Source organism: Streptomyces sp. UF-297 (genome assembly GCF_058245575.1).
In genome coordinates, this window is sequence record NZ_JBSIBZ010000096.1 from 1 (window position 1) to 16,048 (window position 16,048).

Annotated in this window: 8 protein-coding genes; 6 read left to right on the top strand and 2 right to left on the bottom strand. The window is 73.2% G+C overall.

Annotated features, from left to right (window positions below; translation table 11 throughout):
- Window positions 1-181: 181 nt before the first annotated feature.
- Together AC4IJH_RS36580 and AC4IJH_RS36585 are read right to left on the bottom strand one after the other, a co-directional pair.
- Window positions 182-2,005 carry an ABC transporter ATP-binding protein gene (locus tag AC4IJH_RS36580; RefSeq protein WP_490856292.1) on the bottom strand — a complete coding sequence of 608 codons (1,824 nt, stop codon included), beginning with the start codon at window positions 2,003-2,005 and terminating at the stop codon, window positions 182-184.
- Window positions 1,983-3,782 carry an ABC transporter ATP-binding protein gene (locus AC4IJH_RS36585; protein ID WP_490856293.1) on the bottom strand — a complete coding sequence of 600 codons (1,800 nt, stop codon included), beginning with the start codon at window positions 3,780-3,782 and terminating at the stop codon, window positions 1,983-1,985. The genes AC4IJH_RS36580 and AC4IJH_RS36585 overlap by 23 nt, the downstream gene beginning before the upstream one ends.
- 393 nt (window positions 3,783-4,175) lie before the next feature.
- Here AC4IJH_RS36585 and AC4IJH_RS36590 point away from each other — a divergent pair, with 393 nt between their 5' ends.
- The 6 genes from AC4IJH_RS36590 (at window position 4,176) to AC4IJH_RS36615 (ending at window position 15,961) form a co-directional block, all read left to right on the top strand.
- Complete coding sequence (locus AC4IJH_RS36590) at window positions 4,176-5,207, top strand: GDP-mannose 4,6-dehydratase (protein ID WP_490856294.1); 1,032 nt, start codon at window positions 4,176-4,178, stop codon at window positions 5,205-5,207.
- A gap of 215 nt (window positions 5,208-5,422) precedes the next feature.
- On the top strand, window positions 5,423-6,190 hold the full coding sequence (locus AC4IJH_RS36595; RefSeq protein ID WP_490856295.1) for a thioesterase II family protein: 768 nt from the start codon (window positions 5,423-5,425) through the stop codon (window positions 6,188-6,190).
- A 133-nt stretch (window positions 6,191-6,323) separates the two neighbouring features.
- Complete coding sequence (locus tag AC4IJH_RS36600; RefSeq protein WP_490856296.1) at window positions 6,324-9,215, top strand: AAA family ATPase; 2,892 nt, start codon at window positions 6,324-6,326, stop codon at window positions 9,213-9,215.
- A 20-nt stretch (window positions 9,216-9,235) separates the two neighbouring features.
- A complete protein-coding gene (locus AC4IJH_RS36605) occupies window positions 9,236-12,034 on the top strand; it encodes an AAA family ATPase (protein WP_490856297.1) in 2,799 nt (932 codons plus the stop codon).
- On the top strand, window positions 12,024-14,783 hold the full coding sequence (locus AC4IJH_RS36610) for an ATP-binding protein (protein WP_490856298.1): 2,760 nt from the start codon (window positions 12,024-12,026) through the stop codon (window positions 14,781-14,783). The genes AC4IJH_RS36605 and AC4IJH_RS36610 overlap by 11 nt, the downstream gene beginning before the upstream one ends.
- Window positions 14,784-15,208: 425 nt before the next feature.
- Window positions 15,209-15,961 (top strand): LuxR C-terminal-related transcriptional regulator, encoded by a 753-nt coding sequence (locus AC4IJH_RS36615; protein WP_490856299.1) that lies wholly within the window; start codon window positions 15,209-15,211, stop codon window positions 15,959-15,961.
- Window positions 15,962-16,048: the final 87 nt, after the last annotated feature.

The following is a 16,048-nucleotide window of genomic DNA, read 5'->3' on the forward strand; positions in this document are numbered from 1 at the left end:
CGGGTGCTCGGGAGAGCACCCGCACCCGTTCGCTGTGCCCGCACGGAACGGCTCTCGCGGGGTCGTCCGCAGGGCCGGGGAGCGATGGCCGGGGCCCACGGCACGCGACAAGCCCCCGCGTACCGGCTGGGGTTCAGCCGTAGCGGGGGCTGTGAGCGGGGCCGCAGCCGCGGGGCTCCGGTCAGCGCGTGGCGGAGCCTTCCAGCGCGGCGTCCTCCGGTTCGGTGCCGGGTGCCGCGGTCGCGTGGAGGCGGGCGTAGGTGCCCTGGGCGGCGAGGAGCTCGGTGTGGGTGCCGCGTTCGACGATGCGGCCGGATTCCATGACGAGGATGAGATCCGCGTCGCGGATGGTGGAGAGCCGGTGGGCGATGACGAAGCTGGTGCGGCCCGCGCGCAGGGAGTGCATCGCGCGCTGGATGAGGGCCTCCGTGCGGGTGTCGACGGAGCTGGTCGCCTCGTCCAGGAGCAGGATCGAGGGCCGGGCCAGGAAGGCGCGGGCAATGGTGATGAGCTGCTTCTCGCCCGCGCTGACGCCCGCCGACTCCTCGTCCAGGACGGTGTCGTAGCCGTCGGGCAGGGTGCGGATGAAGCGGTCGGCGCAGGTGGCGCGGGCGGCGGCCTCGATGTCCTCGCGGGTGGCGTCGGGGCGCCCGTAGGCGATGTTCTCGGCGATGGTGCCGCAGAAGAGCCAGGCGTCCTGGAGCACCAGGCCGATGTGGGAGCGCAGCTCGTCGCGGGTCAGGGTGGTGATGTCGGTGCCGTCCAGCAGGATGCGCCCCCCGTCGGTCTCGTAGAACCGCATGAGGAGGTTGCCCAGGGTGGTCTTGCCCGCGCCGGTCGGACCGACGACCGCCACGGTCTGACCGGGTTCGACGGTCAGCGAGAGGTCCTCGATCAGGGGGGTGCCGGGGGAGTAGCGGAAGCAGACCTTCTCGAACTCGACGTGCCCGCGGGCCTTTTGGAGCCGCGCGGGCCGGTCGGGGTCGGGCCGCTGCTCGTCGGCGTCCAGGAGGTCGTGGATCCGCTCGGCGGAGGCGAGGGCGGACTGGAGGCGGGCGGCGATGCCGGCGACCTCGACGATCGGGTGGCTGAACTGCCGGGAGTAGAGGATGAACGCCTGGACGTCGCCGATGGTCAGGGACCCGGCGACCACGCGCAGCGCGCCGACGACCGCGACGACGACATAGCCGAGGTTGGAGACGAACATCATCGACGGCTCGATGGCGCCGGAGACGAACTGGGCCCGGGCGCCGGCCCGGTACAGGGCCTGGTTGTGCTCGTCGAAGGCCCGCTCGGCCTGCTCGCGCCGCCCGAAGCCCTTGACCAGCGCGTGCCCGGTGTAGATCTCCTCGACATGGGCGCTCAGCGCTCCGGTGGCGGACCACTGCTGGGTGAACCGCGGCTGCGCGCGCTTGCTGATGCGGGCGGCGAGCACGGCCGACACCGGCACGCAGACGAGCATGATCAGTGCCAGCAGCGGCGAGATGACGAACATCAGCACCAGCATGGTCAGTACGGAGAACACCGCCGTGATCAGCTGGCTGAAGGTCTGCTGGAGGGTCTGCTGGAGGTTGTCGACGTCGTTGGTCACCCGGCTGAGCACCTCGCCCGCCGGGTTGCGGTCGAAGTACCGCAGCGGCAGGCGGGCGAGCTTGGCCTCCACGGACCGGCGCAGCGCGAAGACCACGCGCTGGACGACGGCCGCGACCAGCCGCCCTTGGAGGAGGGTGAGGAAGGCGGCGGCGCCGAAGAGCGCGAGCGTGATCAGCAGCACCCGGCCGACCTCCTCGAAGTCGACTCCCTGGGAGCCGTGGGTGTGCCGGATGCCGTCGAAGACGAGGTCCGTGGCCTTGCCCAGGAGCATCGGGCCCGACGCGTTGAGCGCCACGCCGCCGATGCCGAGGGCGACGGCCACGGTCACCAGGGCGCGGTGCGGGCGCAGCAGTGCCAGTGTGCGGCGGACGGGGCCGCGCCGCCCGCGGCTAGTGGTGTCCGCCAAGGCCATGGACAGCCTCCTGAAGAGTCGTTGCGGCCCCGGTGTGCGGGCCGAATCCGTCGGTGGTCGCGGTGAGTTGGGACCGGGCGATCTCCTGGTACGTCGTACTGGTACGCAGCAGTTCCTCGTGCGTGCCGGTGGCGGCCACCCGCCCCGCGTCCAGGACGACGATGCGCCGTGCGTGCCGGACGGTGCTGACGCGCTGGGCGACGGTGAGCACCGTCGCGCGGGAGAGTTCCGGCTCCAGCGCGGCCCGCAGTGCGGCGTCCGTGGCGTAGTCCAGCGCGGAGAAGCAGTCGTCGAAGAGGTAGATGTCCGGCCTGCGCAGCAGGGTGCGGGCGATCGCCAGGCGCTGCCGCTGCCCGCCGGAGACATTGGTGCCGCCCTGGGTGATGGGCGAGTCCAGCCCCTGGGGCAGGCGCTCCACGAAAGGCCGGGCCTGGGCGATCTCCAGGGCGCGCCAGAGGTCGTCGTCGGTGGCGTCCGGGTCGCCGAAGCGCAGGTTGCCGGCCACGGTGCCGGAGAAGAGGTACGGCCGCTGCGGTACGAAGCCGACAGTGCGGCGCAGCACCGCCGCGTCCAGGGTGCGGACATCGACGCCGCCCACGTGGACGGAGCCGGCGGTGGCGTCGAAGTGCCGCAGCACGAGGTTGAGCAGGGTGGTCTTGCCGCTGCCGGTGCTGCCGAGGATCGCCACCGTCTCGCCGGGACCGGCGCTCAGGTCGATCCCGCTCAGCACCGGGTCCTTGGCTCCTGGATAGCGGAACCCGGCGCCGCGCAAGGCGATGTGTCCGGCCGCGGATACGGCGCGTACGGGTTCGGGCGGCGCCGCCACGCTCGGCTCGGTGGCCAGCACCCGCTGGATGCGCTCGGCCGAGACCCTCGCCCGCGGCATCGCCAGGCACACGAAGGTCACCATCACGACCGACATCATGACCAGCGACAGATAGCTCAGAAATGCGCTGAGCGCGCCGAAGCGCATCGCCCCGGCCTCGACGCGGCGGGCCCCGAACCACAGGACGGCCACCGTGAAGGCATTCAGGGCCAGCAGTACGACGGGGGCGATGGTCGCCAGGAGCCGGCCGACGCGCAGCGAGATGTCGTGCATCTCGGAATTGGTGCGGCCGAATCTCTCGCCTTCATGGGCATCGCGCACAAAAGCCCGTACGACGCGGACCCCGGTAATGCGTTCGCGCAGCAGCCCGTTGATGCGGTCCAGGTATTTCTGCATACGGGCGTAGAACGGATCGGTGCGGCCGAGAATGAGTCCGAAGGCCAGTCCGAGTACCACCACCAGTGCCACCAGGAGTACGGCGAGCTCGACGTCCTGCTGGAGTGCGAGTGCGACGCTGCCCAGGCACATCAGGGGCGCCGATACGGCGACGCCGAACGCGGAGAGCGCCAGCATCTGTACCTGCTGCACATCGTTGACGGTCCGCGTCATCAGCGACGGGGTGCCGAAGTGCCCGACGTCGCGGGCCGAGAAGTCCAGCACCCGGCGGAAGACGGCCGAGCGCAGGTCGCGGCCCATCGCCATGGCCGTACGGGCTCCCAGTGACACCGCGCCCACGGACGCCGCGATCTGGACGAGTGCCACGGCCAGCATGGCCAGGCCGGTGCGGGTGATGTAGTCGCTGTCGGCCTGGACCACGCCGTTGTCGATGACCGCCGCGCCCAGTGTCGGCAGGGCCAACGTGGCCAGGATCTGCGTGAGTTGCAGCAGCCCCAGCAGCGCGACGGAGCGCCGGTGGGGCCGCAGATGGATTCGCAGAAGTCTGAGCAGCACCGGGGGACGCTCCAAAAGACGGGCAGGCCCGGTCGGCGGCAGGGATGAGGGCGCGCCGGCCGGGCCTGGAAGGGCACACCCGGACAGTGCAGCGCACCGCACACCGGAAAATCCCTAGAGTCCCCCGGTGGGGCGCTGCCGGGCCGTACCGCATCCGGCGGGATATGCCTCAACAGGCCGAAAATGCGCGGTGGTTGGGACTCGTGAATTCCCTAGTGTGCCGGGAATTTCTTGACACCGCGTCCGGCCGCTTGGAACCGTGCGATTACCCAGCGTCCGGCCGCGGCGTTTTCGATGCCCTTCGATGCCGAGCGGCCAAGCAGCCAAGAGGTCAAGTAGCCAACCAGGCTCTGCGTTTGGGCGGTCTGTTTCCGTGCTGAGGAGAGGAATGAGATGTCCAAGCGTGCGCTGATCACCGGAATTACCGGGCAGGACGGCTCCTATCTGGCCGAGCACCTGCTCTCGCAGGGGTACCAGGTATGGGGCCTGATACGGGGGCAGGCGAACCCGCGCAAGTCGCGGGTCAGCCGCCTCGTATCCGAACTGTCCTTCGTCGACGGCGACTTGATGGACCAGGCCAGCCTGGTCTCCGCGGTCGACACGGTGCAGCCCGACGAGGTCTACAACCTCGGTGCGATCTCCTTCGTGCCGCTGTCCTGGCAGCAGGCCGAACTCGTCACCGAGATCAACGGCATGGGTGTGCTGCGCATGCTGGAGGCGATCCGCATGGTCAGCGGCCTGAACGGCTCGCGCAGCGGCGGCAGCGGCCAGATGCGCTTCTACCAGGCGTCCTCGTCGGAGATGTTCGGCAAGGTCGCGGAGACCCCGCAGTGCGAGACCACCATCTTCCGGCCGCGCAGCCCGTACGGCGTGGCGAAGACCTACGGGCACTTCATCACCCGCAACTACCGCGAGTCCTTCGGGATGTACGCGGTCTCCGGCATGCTCTTCAACCACGAATCGCCGCGCCGCGGCGCGGAGTTCGTGACCCGCAAGATCTCGCTCGCGGTGGCCCGTATCAAGCTCGGCTACCAGGACAAGCTGTCCCTGGGCAACCTCGACGCCGTACGCGACTGGGGTTTTGCCGGGGACTACGTCCGGGCCATGCACCTGATGCTCCAGCAGGACGAGCCGGGCGACTACGTGATCGGCACCGGTCAGATGTACTCGGTCCGCGACGCCGTCCGTATCGCCTTCGAGCACGTGGGCCTGAACTGGGAGGACTACGTCCATATCGACCCCTCGCTGGTGCGCCCGGCCGAGGTGGAGATCCTGTGCGCGGACGCCGAGCGTGCCCGCACCCAGCTGGGCTGGGAGCCCAAGGTGGACTTCCCCGAACTGATGCGCATGATGGTCGACTCCGACCTGCGCCAGGCGTCCCGCGAGCGGGAGTACGGGGACCTGCTGCTGGCCGCCAGCTGGTAGCCGGGCGTACGGGATACCCCGGGCGCCGTGCCGGCCCCGGGCGTACCCCGTACGGCCGCGGGACGGCGGCCCTGCCGTGCCGCGGAGCACGGACACTAGGTGATTTCCCGCAGTCCGCCGTGTGGGATGGACGTGTGGACCCCAGGGGCCGGTGACCGGCCGCCGCATCCCGGCGGACCGGTCCGGCGCCATCGCGAGGAGGAGGAAGCAGCACCATGACGACGACCACGGCGGAAGGGCTCTGGGCCCGGTGCTACCACCCGGCGCCGGACCGCCCGCGCCAGCTCGTCTGCTTTCCGCACGCGGGCGGTTCGGCCTCGTTCTTCTTCCCCGTCTCGGCGCAGCTGTCCTCCCTGGCCGAGGTGCTGTCGGTGCAATACCCCGGCCGTCAGGACCGGCGTGCCGAGACCAGCCCCGGCTCCATCGCGACCATGGCCGATCAGGTGTACGCGGCGCTGCGGGGCCGGCTCGGGTCGCGGCCGACGGCGTTCTTCGGTCACAGCATGGGCGCGATGGTCGCCTTCGAGGTGGCCCGGCGGCTGGAGGCCGACGGCGGCGAACTGACGCACCTGTTCGCCTCGGGGCGGCGTGCGCCCTCGCGCTATCGCGCGGAGAGCGTGCACCGGCGCGACGACGACGGGATCGTCGCCGAGCTGAAGCTGCTCTCCGGTACGGATGCCTCGGTGCTGGGCGACGAGGAGATCCTGCGCATGGTCCTCCCGGCGATCCGCAGCGACTACACCGCGGTGGAGACCTACCGCTGCGACCCCGGGGCCGCGATCAAGGCGCCGATCACCGCACTGACGGGGGACAGTGACCCCAAGACCACACTGGAGGAGGCCGAGGCCTGGCGCGCCCACACCACGGGCGCTTTCGACCTCCAGGTCTACCCGGGCGGTCACTTCTTCCTCAGCCCTCAAGCCCCCGCTGTACTGGCGCTGTTACGTGCGCATTTCACCGGTGTTGAGGGGTCTGCACGCTGAGATGGTTCCTGGTCACGGACACTGTTGATCATGTACTCTGACGCACGTCGGACATCACTCTTTGGGGTGATTTGCAGCACGATGTGGTAACGCTTCCTCGCATCTGCTGTGACTCCGAGGTGCAAGGAGCCCTATGGTGCGAGACCGGAGCGTTGACCCCTACTTAACCAGCGCCTCGGTGGGCCGGGCCGATGACCTGGGGATGCTCAACCAGCTCGCCCGCGCGGCACGTTGGGGGCGGGCGAGTGCGGCGGTCCTGACGGGTCCGGCCGGCATCGGAAAGTCCGCCCTGCTGCGCAGGTTCCTCGGTAGCGACGCCTGCCGGCCCGCGACGGTCCTGCACGGAACCTGCGAACAGGGCACCCCGGACGACCCCTTGGGCGGTGTACGCACCCTGCTCGGCCCGGCCGCACAGGACGCCCGCCCCGACGACGCCGCCCTCCTCGCCCTCGCCCCGGGCGCGTTGGCCCAAGCGCCGCCGCAGGCCCCCGTGGTCCAGCGCGCCTTCCACGCCCTGTACCGGCTCGCGGCACACGAGTTGAGCCGCGGCCCGCTCGTCCTGGCCCTGGACGATGTCCACCACTGCGACGAACTCTCCCTGCGCTGGCTGGACTTCCTGCTGCGCCGGGCCGACGGCCTCCCCCTGCTCGTCGTCCTCACCCAGCAGACCCGGACCGCCTGCCTCGACCGGAACACCCCGGCCCGCCGCGCCCTGACGGACCTCACCGCCCGCCGGCGCACCACGACGCTGCGCCTGGGGCCGCTGGCCGAGACGGAAGTCGCCGAGGTCGTACGGCAGTTCTTCCCCGCGCCCGCCGCCCCCGCGTTCATCACCCGCGCCCGGGACATCACCGGCGGCAACCCCCGCCTCCTGCACCGCCTGTTGCAGGCACTGCAGGACGAGGGCGCCGGCTCGGGCGAGCGCGGCGCCGACCGGATCGCCGCGACCGGCTCCCGCGTCCTGGCGCGCTGGGCACGCGAACTCCTGGACCGCAGGCCGCCCTGGGCCGGTGAGGTCGCGCGGGCCGCTGCGGTCCTCGGCGAGCAGGGGGCCGGCCACATCGGCGCCCTGGCCGCCGTCCCCGCCGAAGTCGTCGAGGACGCCCTGACGCTGCTGGGCGAGGCCGCACTGCTGGCGCCCGGCGGCAGACACCTGGTGGACGGCGCGGTGTGCGCGGCGGTGCTGGCGCCCCTGGACCCTCAGGCGCTGTCGGCGCTGCGCGCGCGGGCGGCCCTGCTGCTGAGCGACGCGGGCCGGCCCGCCGAAGAGGTCGCCGAGCAGCTCCTGCTGCTGCCCTCGCTGTCCGAACCGTGGATGCCCGGCGTCCTGCTGGAGGCCGCCGTCCGGGCCGAGGCGCGCGGCGCCTCGAAGGACGCGGCCCGCCATCTGTACCGGGTGCTGGAAGTGGATCCCGGCAGCGTGGACGTCCGCGTCCGGCTGGCCCGGGCGCTGACCGAGACCGACCCGCCCGAGGCCATCGGCCTGCTCCGCGGAGCGCTGGCGCCCAGCGTCGACATCCGCACCCGGGCGCGGATCGCCGCGCAGTTCGGCACCACCTGCCTGGCCGCGCGCGAGAACCCCGCCGCACTGGGCATGCTCGAAGACGTCCTGGACACCCTCGACGCCGAACTCGGCCCCGACCTCCTGCCCGCCGACCGGGAACTGCGCACGCTCGTCGAGTCGGTGCTGCTGGTCGTCGGCTCGCACGCCCGCAGCACTATCGCCGCGACACGCAAGCGGGCCGCGGCGATGGCCGTGCCCGCGGGCGACACCCCCGCCGAGCGCCAGAAGCTGGCGGCGATGGCCGTCCTGACGGCACTCGACGCCCAGCCCCCCGGACCGGCGGTGGAGCGTGCCCTGCGCGTGGCCTCCTCCCCCCAACTCCCCCTGAAAAGCTGGTCCCTGATCAACTCCGCCTTCGTCCTGGGCCTGGCCGACCGCACCGAGGACGCGCTGCAGGCGCTGGACCGTCTCCTGCGCCACGGCCGGGAGAACTCCGCCGGGTGGACCTACTCCCTGGCCCTGTCCACCCGCGCCGTGCTCCTGCACGGCCTGGGCGCACTCCCGGACGCGCTCGCCGACGCCAGGAGTGCGGTGCAGATCAGCGGCGCGGAACGGTGGGGCGGGACCGTGGTCCTGCCGCGCCTGGCCCTGGCGGGCGTCCTGGTGGACCGGGGCGAGGCCGCGCGGGCCGAGAAGCTGCTGACCAGCACCGGATCCGCCTGGCGCGACCAGTACGTGTGGACCTACCACCGCTACCTCATGGCCCACGGCCGCGCCCGCCACGCCCTGGGCGACGCCGAGGGCGCACTGGCGCTGTTCCGCGAGTGCGGCAGATCCCTGGAGGCGGCCGAGGTGCGCAACGCGGCGTACCTGCCCTGGTGGGCGGAGGTGGCCTGCGTGCTCGCGGAACTGGGCCGCGCCGAGGAGGCCGAGGAGCCGGCCGCGCACGGCACGCGGCTCGCCCGGCGCTGGGGCACCCCCCGCGCCCTCGGCCTGGCCGCCCTGGCCCGCGGCGTGGCCACCCCCGGCGAGGAGGGCGTGGCACTGCTGGGCGAGGCGGTGCGGGAACTGTCCGCCTCACCGGCCCGCGTCGAACACGCCCGCGCCGAACTCGTCCTGGGGCAGGTCCTGCTGGCGGCCGGCGACCGGCGCGCCGCGCGCGAGCACCTGCGCGCCGCGGCCGACCTCACCCAGCGCTGCGGCGCCCTCGCGCTGGGCCAAAAGGCCCGCGGCGCGCTGCTGGCGGCGGGCGGCCGGATGCGCAAGATGACCGCCTCGCCCCTGGACCTGCTCACCAGCATGGAACGCAAGGTCGCAGGACTCGCCGCCGGTGGCGCCCAGAACCGCTCGATCGCACAGTCGCTGCACGTCACCTTGCGTACCGTCGAGACGCATCTGACCAGTGTGTACCGCAAGTTGGACATCGCCGAGCGCTCCCAGCTCGCCGGGGTGCTGCGCTCTCCGGGCATGCTGGGGGAGCGGGTTCCCCGGCAGGCGTCACGGTCGCGAGGACAGCTCTGAACGCGGCCGGGGTGATGTCGGTGGCGGGGCTGGACGGCGAGCAGCTGTGCGCTGGGTTCCTACGGGCGGGGCGCCGGCGCACCGACCCGCCCCTGCTCGAGCGCGAGGCGGAACAGGCCCAGTTGAGGCAGGTGGTGGCCGCGCTGGGGGAAGGCCGCCCCGCCGCCGTCTCCGTGACCGGCCGCCCCGGCTTCGGCCACAACGCCCTGCTGCGCTGGACCGCCCGCCTCGCGCGGGAGCACGAGGTGCGCGTCCTGCGCGTCAGCGGCTCCCTGGCCGAACGCGACCTGCGCTACGCGGCGGTGGTCCAACTCCTCACCCCGCTGGGCGAGATGGCCGAACGCCCCCTGCGGGTGCTGCGCGGGGCCCACGAGCCGGACGGCCTGCCGGGCCTGCCCGAACTCCTGCGCGCCGCCCGCCGCACCCCCACGCTCGTGACGGTGGAGGACGCACAGTGGCTGGACGCGGCCTCCCTGCGCTGGCTGCAGGCCCTGGTACGCCGCCTGCCCACCGGCATTCCGCTGGCACTGCTCATCGGCCGCACCGGCCTGGACCCGCACGGCCCCGACTGGCTGACCGACGCCGCCCCTTCCCCGCGGCTGACCCGCCACCTCACCGTCCGCCCCCTGAGCCCCCGCGCGGTCGCCGCCCTCGCCGAGGAGATCTGCGGCGCCCCCTGCGACGAGGCGTTCGCCGCCGCGGCCGCCGAGGCGTCCCACGGCAGCCCCGCCGTACTGCACGCGGCCCTGCACTGCTTCGCCGACGCCGGCCGGCCGCCGACCGCAGGGCGCGCCCCGCAGGTGCGCACCCTGATCACCGGCATCATCGCCGACCGCGCGGGGCGCGCCCTGCGCGGGCTGGGCGAGCAGGCCACTGCCGTGCTGCGCGCGCTGGCCGTCGGCGGCGACCTGCTGGACTTCCCGCTGATCTGCTCCCTGGCCGGGCTGCGCACCGCACGCGAGTCCCGGCTGCGCGCGGCGCTGGAAACGGCCGGCTTCACCGTCCCCGACGGTGCCTACGAACGCATCCGCCTGCCCGTCGTCCGCTCCCGCGTCCTTGAGGAGACGCCCGCCGCCGAGCGCGCCGCCCTGCACGCCCGCGCCGCCCACCTCGCCTACCGCGCCGTGGCCGACGACGAGGACATCGCCCGCCTCCTTCTCCAGGCACCTCCCATCGGCGAGTCCTGGGCGGTGCACGCCCTGCGCGGCAGTTCCGGCGCCGCCCTGCGCCGCGGCGACTTCAGCCGCGCCGCCACCTACCTCCACCGCGCCCTGGACGAGCCCCTGGAGCCCCTTCAGCGCGCACGGATCGGCCTCGACCTGGCCGGCGCCGAGGCCGTGGCCGCCCCGGAGGCCGGCGACCGCAGGCTCACCGCCCTCCTGCACACGCCGGGCCGGGGCGAGGCATGGTCCCAACTGCGGGTACGGGCCCTGGATATGGGCCTGGCGCGCGGCGACGACGTCTGGGGCCGCCGCGCCGCCGCCCGGGCCCTGGCCATCGCCCACGGCGGCGACCGCGACGATCTGATCGCGCTGTACTGGTACGCCGCCACGAGCGGGCCCGAGGACACCGATGTTCCCGGCCCCGGCGTCCCCGACCTGCCCGAACACCCCCTCGCCCCCGCCCAGGCCGGCGTCCGCGCCTGGCAGCTCACCGTACGCGGCCGGGGCCGGGAGAGGGCCGCGGAGCTGGCCCGCCGCGCCCTGGAAGCGGGCAGCGCCGCACCCGTCATGCCCCGCCTGATCGCCGCCAGGGCCCTGTGGCTCACCGACGCCGCCGCCGAAGCCGAGGACCGCCTCGCCGCAGTCGTCGCCGAACTGCGCCGCCGCCGCTGCTATTCCACGCTCGCCCGCGCCCTGGCCCTGAGCGCCGAACTGCACCTGCGCGGCGGCCGGGTGGAAGCCGCCGACCGCGCGGCGGACGCCGCCGTACGGGCCCTGCCCGCCGCTGCCTGGCACCCCCTGGCCGCCCCGTACCTCACGGCCCTGCGTACCCTCATCGCCCTGGAGGCCGGACGCTGCGACGAGGCGCGCACCCTGGCCCACGCCCCCATGCCGCCCGGCGCCCAGTACGGCGTCCACTGGCCCTTCCTGCTGCACGGCCGCGCCCGCGTGGCCGTCGACGAAGGGCGCTGGGCCGACGCCGTCGAACTGTTCAAGGAGAGCGGGCGCTGGCTGCTGGGCCGCCAGTGGGCCAACCCCATCGTGCTGCCCTGGCGTTCGCTGGCCGCCCGGGCCTGTCTGACACTCGGCGACCGGGCACAGGCCCAGCGCCTGATCCGCGCCGAACTCACCCTCGCCGGCGAGTGGGGCGCCCCCAGCGCGATGGACCTGGCCCACCTGTGCGCCGGAGGCCTCGACCAGCAGGAACCGGCCGCCGGTGTCCGCGCCTCCACCCGTGCCCCGCAGGAGCCGCCCACCCGGCTCGCCTATGCCTGGGTGCTGGCCGAACTCGCCACCGAGGAGGTCACCCAGGGCGACCGCGCCACCGCGGCCCGCCTGCTGAGAGAACTCTCCCGCCTCACCGTCACCCATACCTCCAGCCGCCTGACCGAACGCGTACGGGAGCTGACCGCCCGGCTGGAACGGCCCGCCGCCCCCGACGACGAGTGGGCCGCGCTGACGCCCGCCGAGCGGCAGACCGCCGAACTGGCCCGCCGCGGCCTGGGCAACCGGGAGATCGCCCAACAGCTCGCGGTGAGCCGGCGCACCGTCGAGCTCCGGCTGAGCAGTACGTACAAGAAGCTGCGCATCACCTCACGCAAGGAGCTCCGCGCGCGGAGCCGGCCGACCGAAAGGGACGTAACCGATGCTGTATGAGCGGGAATCGGAACTGGCGCGCATCGACACCGCGGTACGCCGGGCCCAGGCGGGCCACTTTCGCGCACTGGTGCTGACCGGCCCGGTGGGCATCGGCCGGTCCACGCTCCTGCAGGAGGCCGGAGCCCATCCGCCCGATACGTTACGGGTCTTACGGGCCAACGCCGCGTCCGTGGAACAGGACTTCGCCTTCGGCATCGTCCACCAGCTCCTGGGCCCCGTCCTGGCCGCAGACCTCACCGCCCGCGGCGCAGGCGGCGCTGCCCGGTGGGACCTCACCGGCGCCCTCCCCGCTCCCGGCGACCAGGACACCCCTGCCTCCGAAGCGGTGCTGCACGGCCTGTGGTCCCTGCTGGCCGACGTCTGCGCCACCACCCCCGTCCTTCTCCTCGTCGACGACCTGCAGTGGGCCGACCTCCCCTCCCTGCGCTGGCTGGCCTACCTGGCGCGGCGTCCGCACGGGCTGCGCGCCGCCCTGGTGTGCACCCTGCGCGACGGCGACCCCCGCGCCCAGCACCCGCTCGTCCGCGACCTCGCGGACGCCGCCGACGTCCTGCGCCCCGCCCCGCTCTCGCTCGACAGCACCCGGGCCCTGATCCACCACCACCTGGGCGAGCCCGCCGACGACATCTACGCCCACGCCTGCCACGACACCTGCGTCGGCAACCCCCTCTTCCTCCGGTCCGTCCTGCGCGAGCTGGCCCTGAACGGGCACCGCCCGCTGGCCGAGCACGCCGACCAGGTCCGCGCGCAGCGTCCCGCCCGGCTCCGCGACCGGCTGGCCGGCTGCCTGCACACCCAGCCCGGCCCGGTACGCGATCTGGCCGCGGCCATCGCCGCCTTCGGCGACCACGGGGAGCCCGACCTCATCCAGCGCCACGCGCGACTGGACACCGTCGGCTGTCAGCAGGCCCTGCGCGCCCTGCACCACCTCGGCCTGCTCGCCCCCCACACCACCCCGCGCTTCATCCACCGCGTGGTGCGCGACGCCGTCGAATCCGCCCTCACCGTCGCCGAGCGCGAACGCGCACGGGACGCCGCGGCCGAACTCCTGCACCGGGCAGGACGCCCCGCCGAACACGTCGCGGACCTGCTGATGGCCGTCACCGCCACCCGCCGCCCGTGGGCCGTGGAGGTGCTGCGCACGGCCGCGCACGCCGCGCTGCGCCGTGGCGCGCCGGACACCGCCGCCCGCTGTCTGCAGCGCGCCCTGCTGGAGAACACCGGGGGCGACGGCGAGCGCGCAGGCCTGCTGATCGAGCTGGCCGACGTCGAACGCGGCATCGACCCCGCCGCCTGCGAACGCCACATCGGCCAGGCCGTCCGCCTGCTGCCCTCGGCCACCGACCGGGCCGCCGCCGCCTTGCGCATCCCGCCCAAGTTCCTGGGCGAGGTGCCCCCCGCGGTGGTGGACCTGCTGCGCTGTGTCTTTGAAGACCTCGACCCCACGGCGCCGCACCAAGGAGGTGCCCGCGATATCGCCCTGCGCCTGGAAGCGCGCCTGTGGCACGCCGGGCACGAGAACCCGACGGAACTGACCGGCGCGGTGGAGCGTCTGCGCGCGCTGGGCACCCCGCCCCCCTTGGACACCGGCGGTGCCCGCGAACTGGCGGCCGTGCTGACCAACGCGGCGGTGCTCTCCAGTGCCGTGCCGGCCCCCGAGGTCGCGGCCCTGGCCGGACGGATCCTGGAGCGCGAGCCGGTGACCGCCCCACGTGCCTGCACCGCGCTCCCGCTGGTCGCGGTGGCCCTGTACGCCGCCGACGCCCTGGAGGGCATCGACACCCGCCTGTCCTGCGCGCAGCACGCCGACCGCCCGCACGCGGCGGTGCACGCCGAGAACGCCCTGATCAACCTCGCCTGCGGCCGCCTGATCCAGGCCCGCGAACAGGGCGAGCGGGCCGCCGAACTGGCCGACGCGGACTGGCGCGAGCCCGCCGCCGTCGTCCGGGCCGCGGTGGCCATGGAGACCGGCGAGATCCCGCTGACCGAACGCCTCCTGGAGGACGCCGGGCAGCGCTGGCCGGCCAGCCTCGCCCTGACGGCCATGCTGAAACTCCTCAAGGCCTCGCTCGACGCCCGCCGCGGCCGCGGCGTCCACGCTCTGGAGTCCCTCCTGGCCTGCGGCCGCCAGCTGGAGGCCGCGGGTTGGCGCAACTCCGCCCTGTATCCGTGGCGGCCCCGCGCCATCGCCCTCCACCACCGCCTGGGCGAGACCCGCCAGGCCCTGGCCCTGGCGGAAGAGGAACTGGCCTGGGCGCGGCAGTGGACGGCCCCCGCGGCCCTCGGCCGCGCCCTGCGCCTGAAGGCCCTGCTGCCCGGCGGAGGCGGTGTCCCCGCCCTGCGCGAGTCCGCCGAGGTGCTGCGGAAATCCGCCAACCGGCTCGAACTGGCCCGTACGCTCCTGCAGTTGGGCCGTGCGATGGCAAGCGGCAAGGAGTCGAAGGCGGTGCTGCGCGAGGCCGCCGACCTCGCCGCCGCCTGCGGCGCCCCGTGGCTGACCGAACGCGCCTGCGCGGCCCTGGGAACCACCGCCCCGAGCGCGGAGGTGTCGCTCACCCCCAGCGAGCGCAGGGTCGTCTCGCTGGTGGGCCGGGGCCTTACCAATCAGGAAATCGCCGGTGAACTGGGTGTCAGTACCCGTGCCGTGGAGAAGCGTCTGACCTCGTGTTACCGCAAGTTGGGTGTGGCGGGGCGGCGCGAGTTGCTGGGAGCCCGCACCAGGGTCGGGGCGCTCCTCTCGCTCTGAGTGCGCCGCGGTGAGTGCCTCTTGGGTTGCGGCTTACCGGCGGTAAACGTTACCGGGCGTTCGGAGAGGGCCGAAAGGGCAAAAGTGCGGGGTGTCCGGAGGGCCGAAAGGGCAACGGCGCTGGATGTTCCGGGGGAATGGAAGGGCAATGGTGCGGGGTGTTCGGGGGGACCGAAAGGGGGGTGCGGGACCGTACCCCGCGGGAGTTCGACCACAGCATTAGCGGTGGGGGGTCGGGTGGCCGTTGACGCTTGTCTGGAGTACTCCCTAGTGTCGAATGTGTCGGGGAGATCGGAATTCTCGCCCGACAGCTGCCGGGCATTCGGTGTTCCCGGCCCGTTCATTCTCCGGTTTTCTCCTTCTCGCTCGATCTTTCTCGTACTTCTGGTGTGCAGACGGGGGTTGGAAAGGATGTCGGTCCCTTGATGTTTACTGTTCTGGAGGATTCTCCGCAGACTTCGGCAGGCCGGAGAGCGGCCGGTGCGGTCGCCGCGGAGGGGCGGCGGGACGAGTGGCCGCTGTCCGACCAGCCGGGCGTGTGCATGGCCGTGCTGGACCCGGCTCTGACGATCCGTCAGGCCAACCAGGACTTCTTCCGTCACTTCGCGACCCCCGCCGCGGCCTCCGTCGACGTACTCGACGCCCTCCCCTCCGATTCCGCCTCCTCGACCACGGCGCCCGACGTCTGCGGGCGCAAGTTCCGCGATCTGGTGCACCCCAGCGTGCGGCAGCCGCTCATGCGGCAGTTCGAGCGGCTGCTGGTGGGCCGCCGGGACCGGTTCGCCGCGGACGTGGTGGCCCTGCGGCCGACGGGGGGCGCGTTCACCGGCAGCCTCACGGCCGCCGCCGTGAGCGGCGACGGCCCCGACCCGGCCGCGGTTCTCGTGCTCATGCGGTCGGGCCAGAGCTCGGCGGACGACGCGGTGGTGGCGCCGCGAAAGAAATTAATCAGCGAGATCGACGCGCGCATTCTGGAGGGAATCGCGGCCGGTCTGTCCACGATTCCGCTGGCCTCCCGGCTGTATCTCAGCCGGCAGGGGGTGGAGTATCACGTCACCGGACTGCTGCGGAAACTGAAGGTCCCCAACCGCGCGGCCCTGGTCTCCCGCGCGTATGCGATGGGGGTGCTGACGGTGGGGACCTGGCCGCCCCGAGTAGTTGAGGATTTCATCAAGTAGCACACCTGGATTTCCCAGGTTTACCCGCATGGATTCGCGGGCAGAGGGCTTTCCTTCGGGGCCTGGACCGGTCCGAAAGCGAGCCGA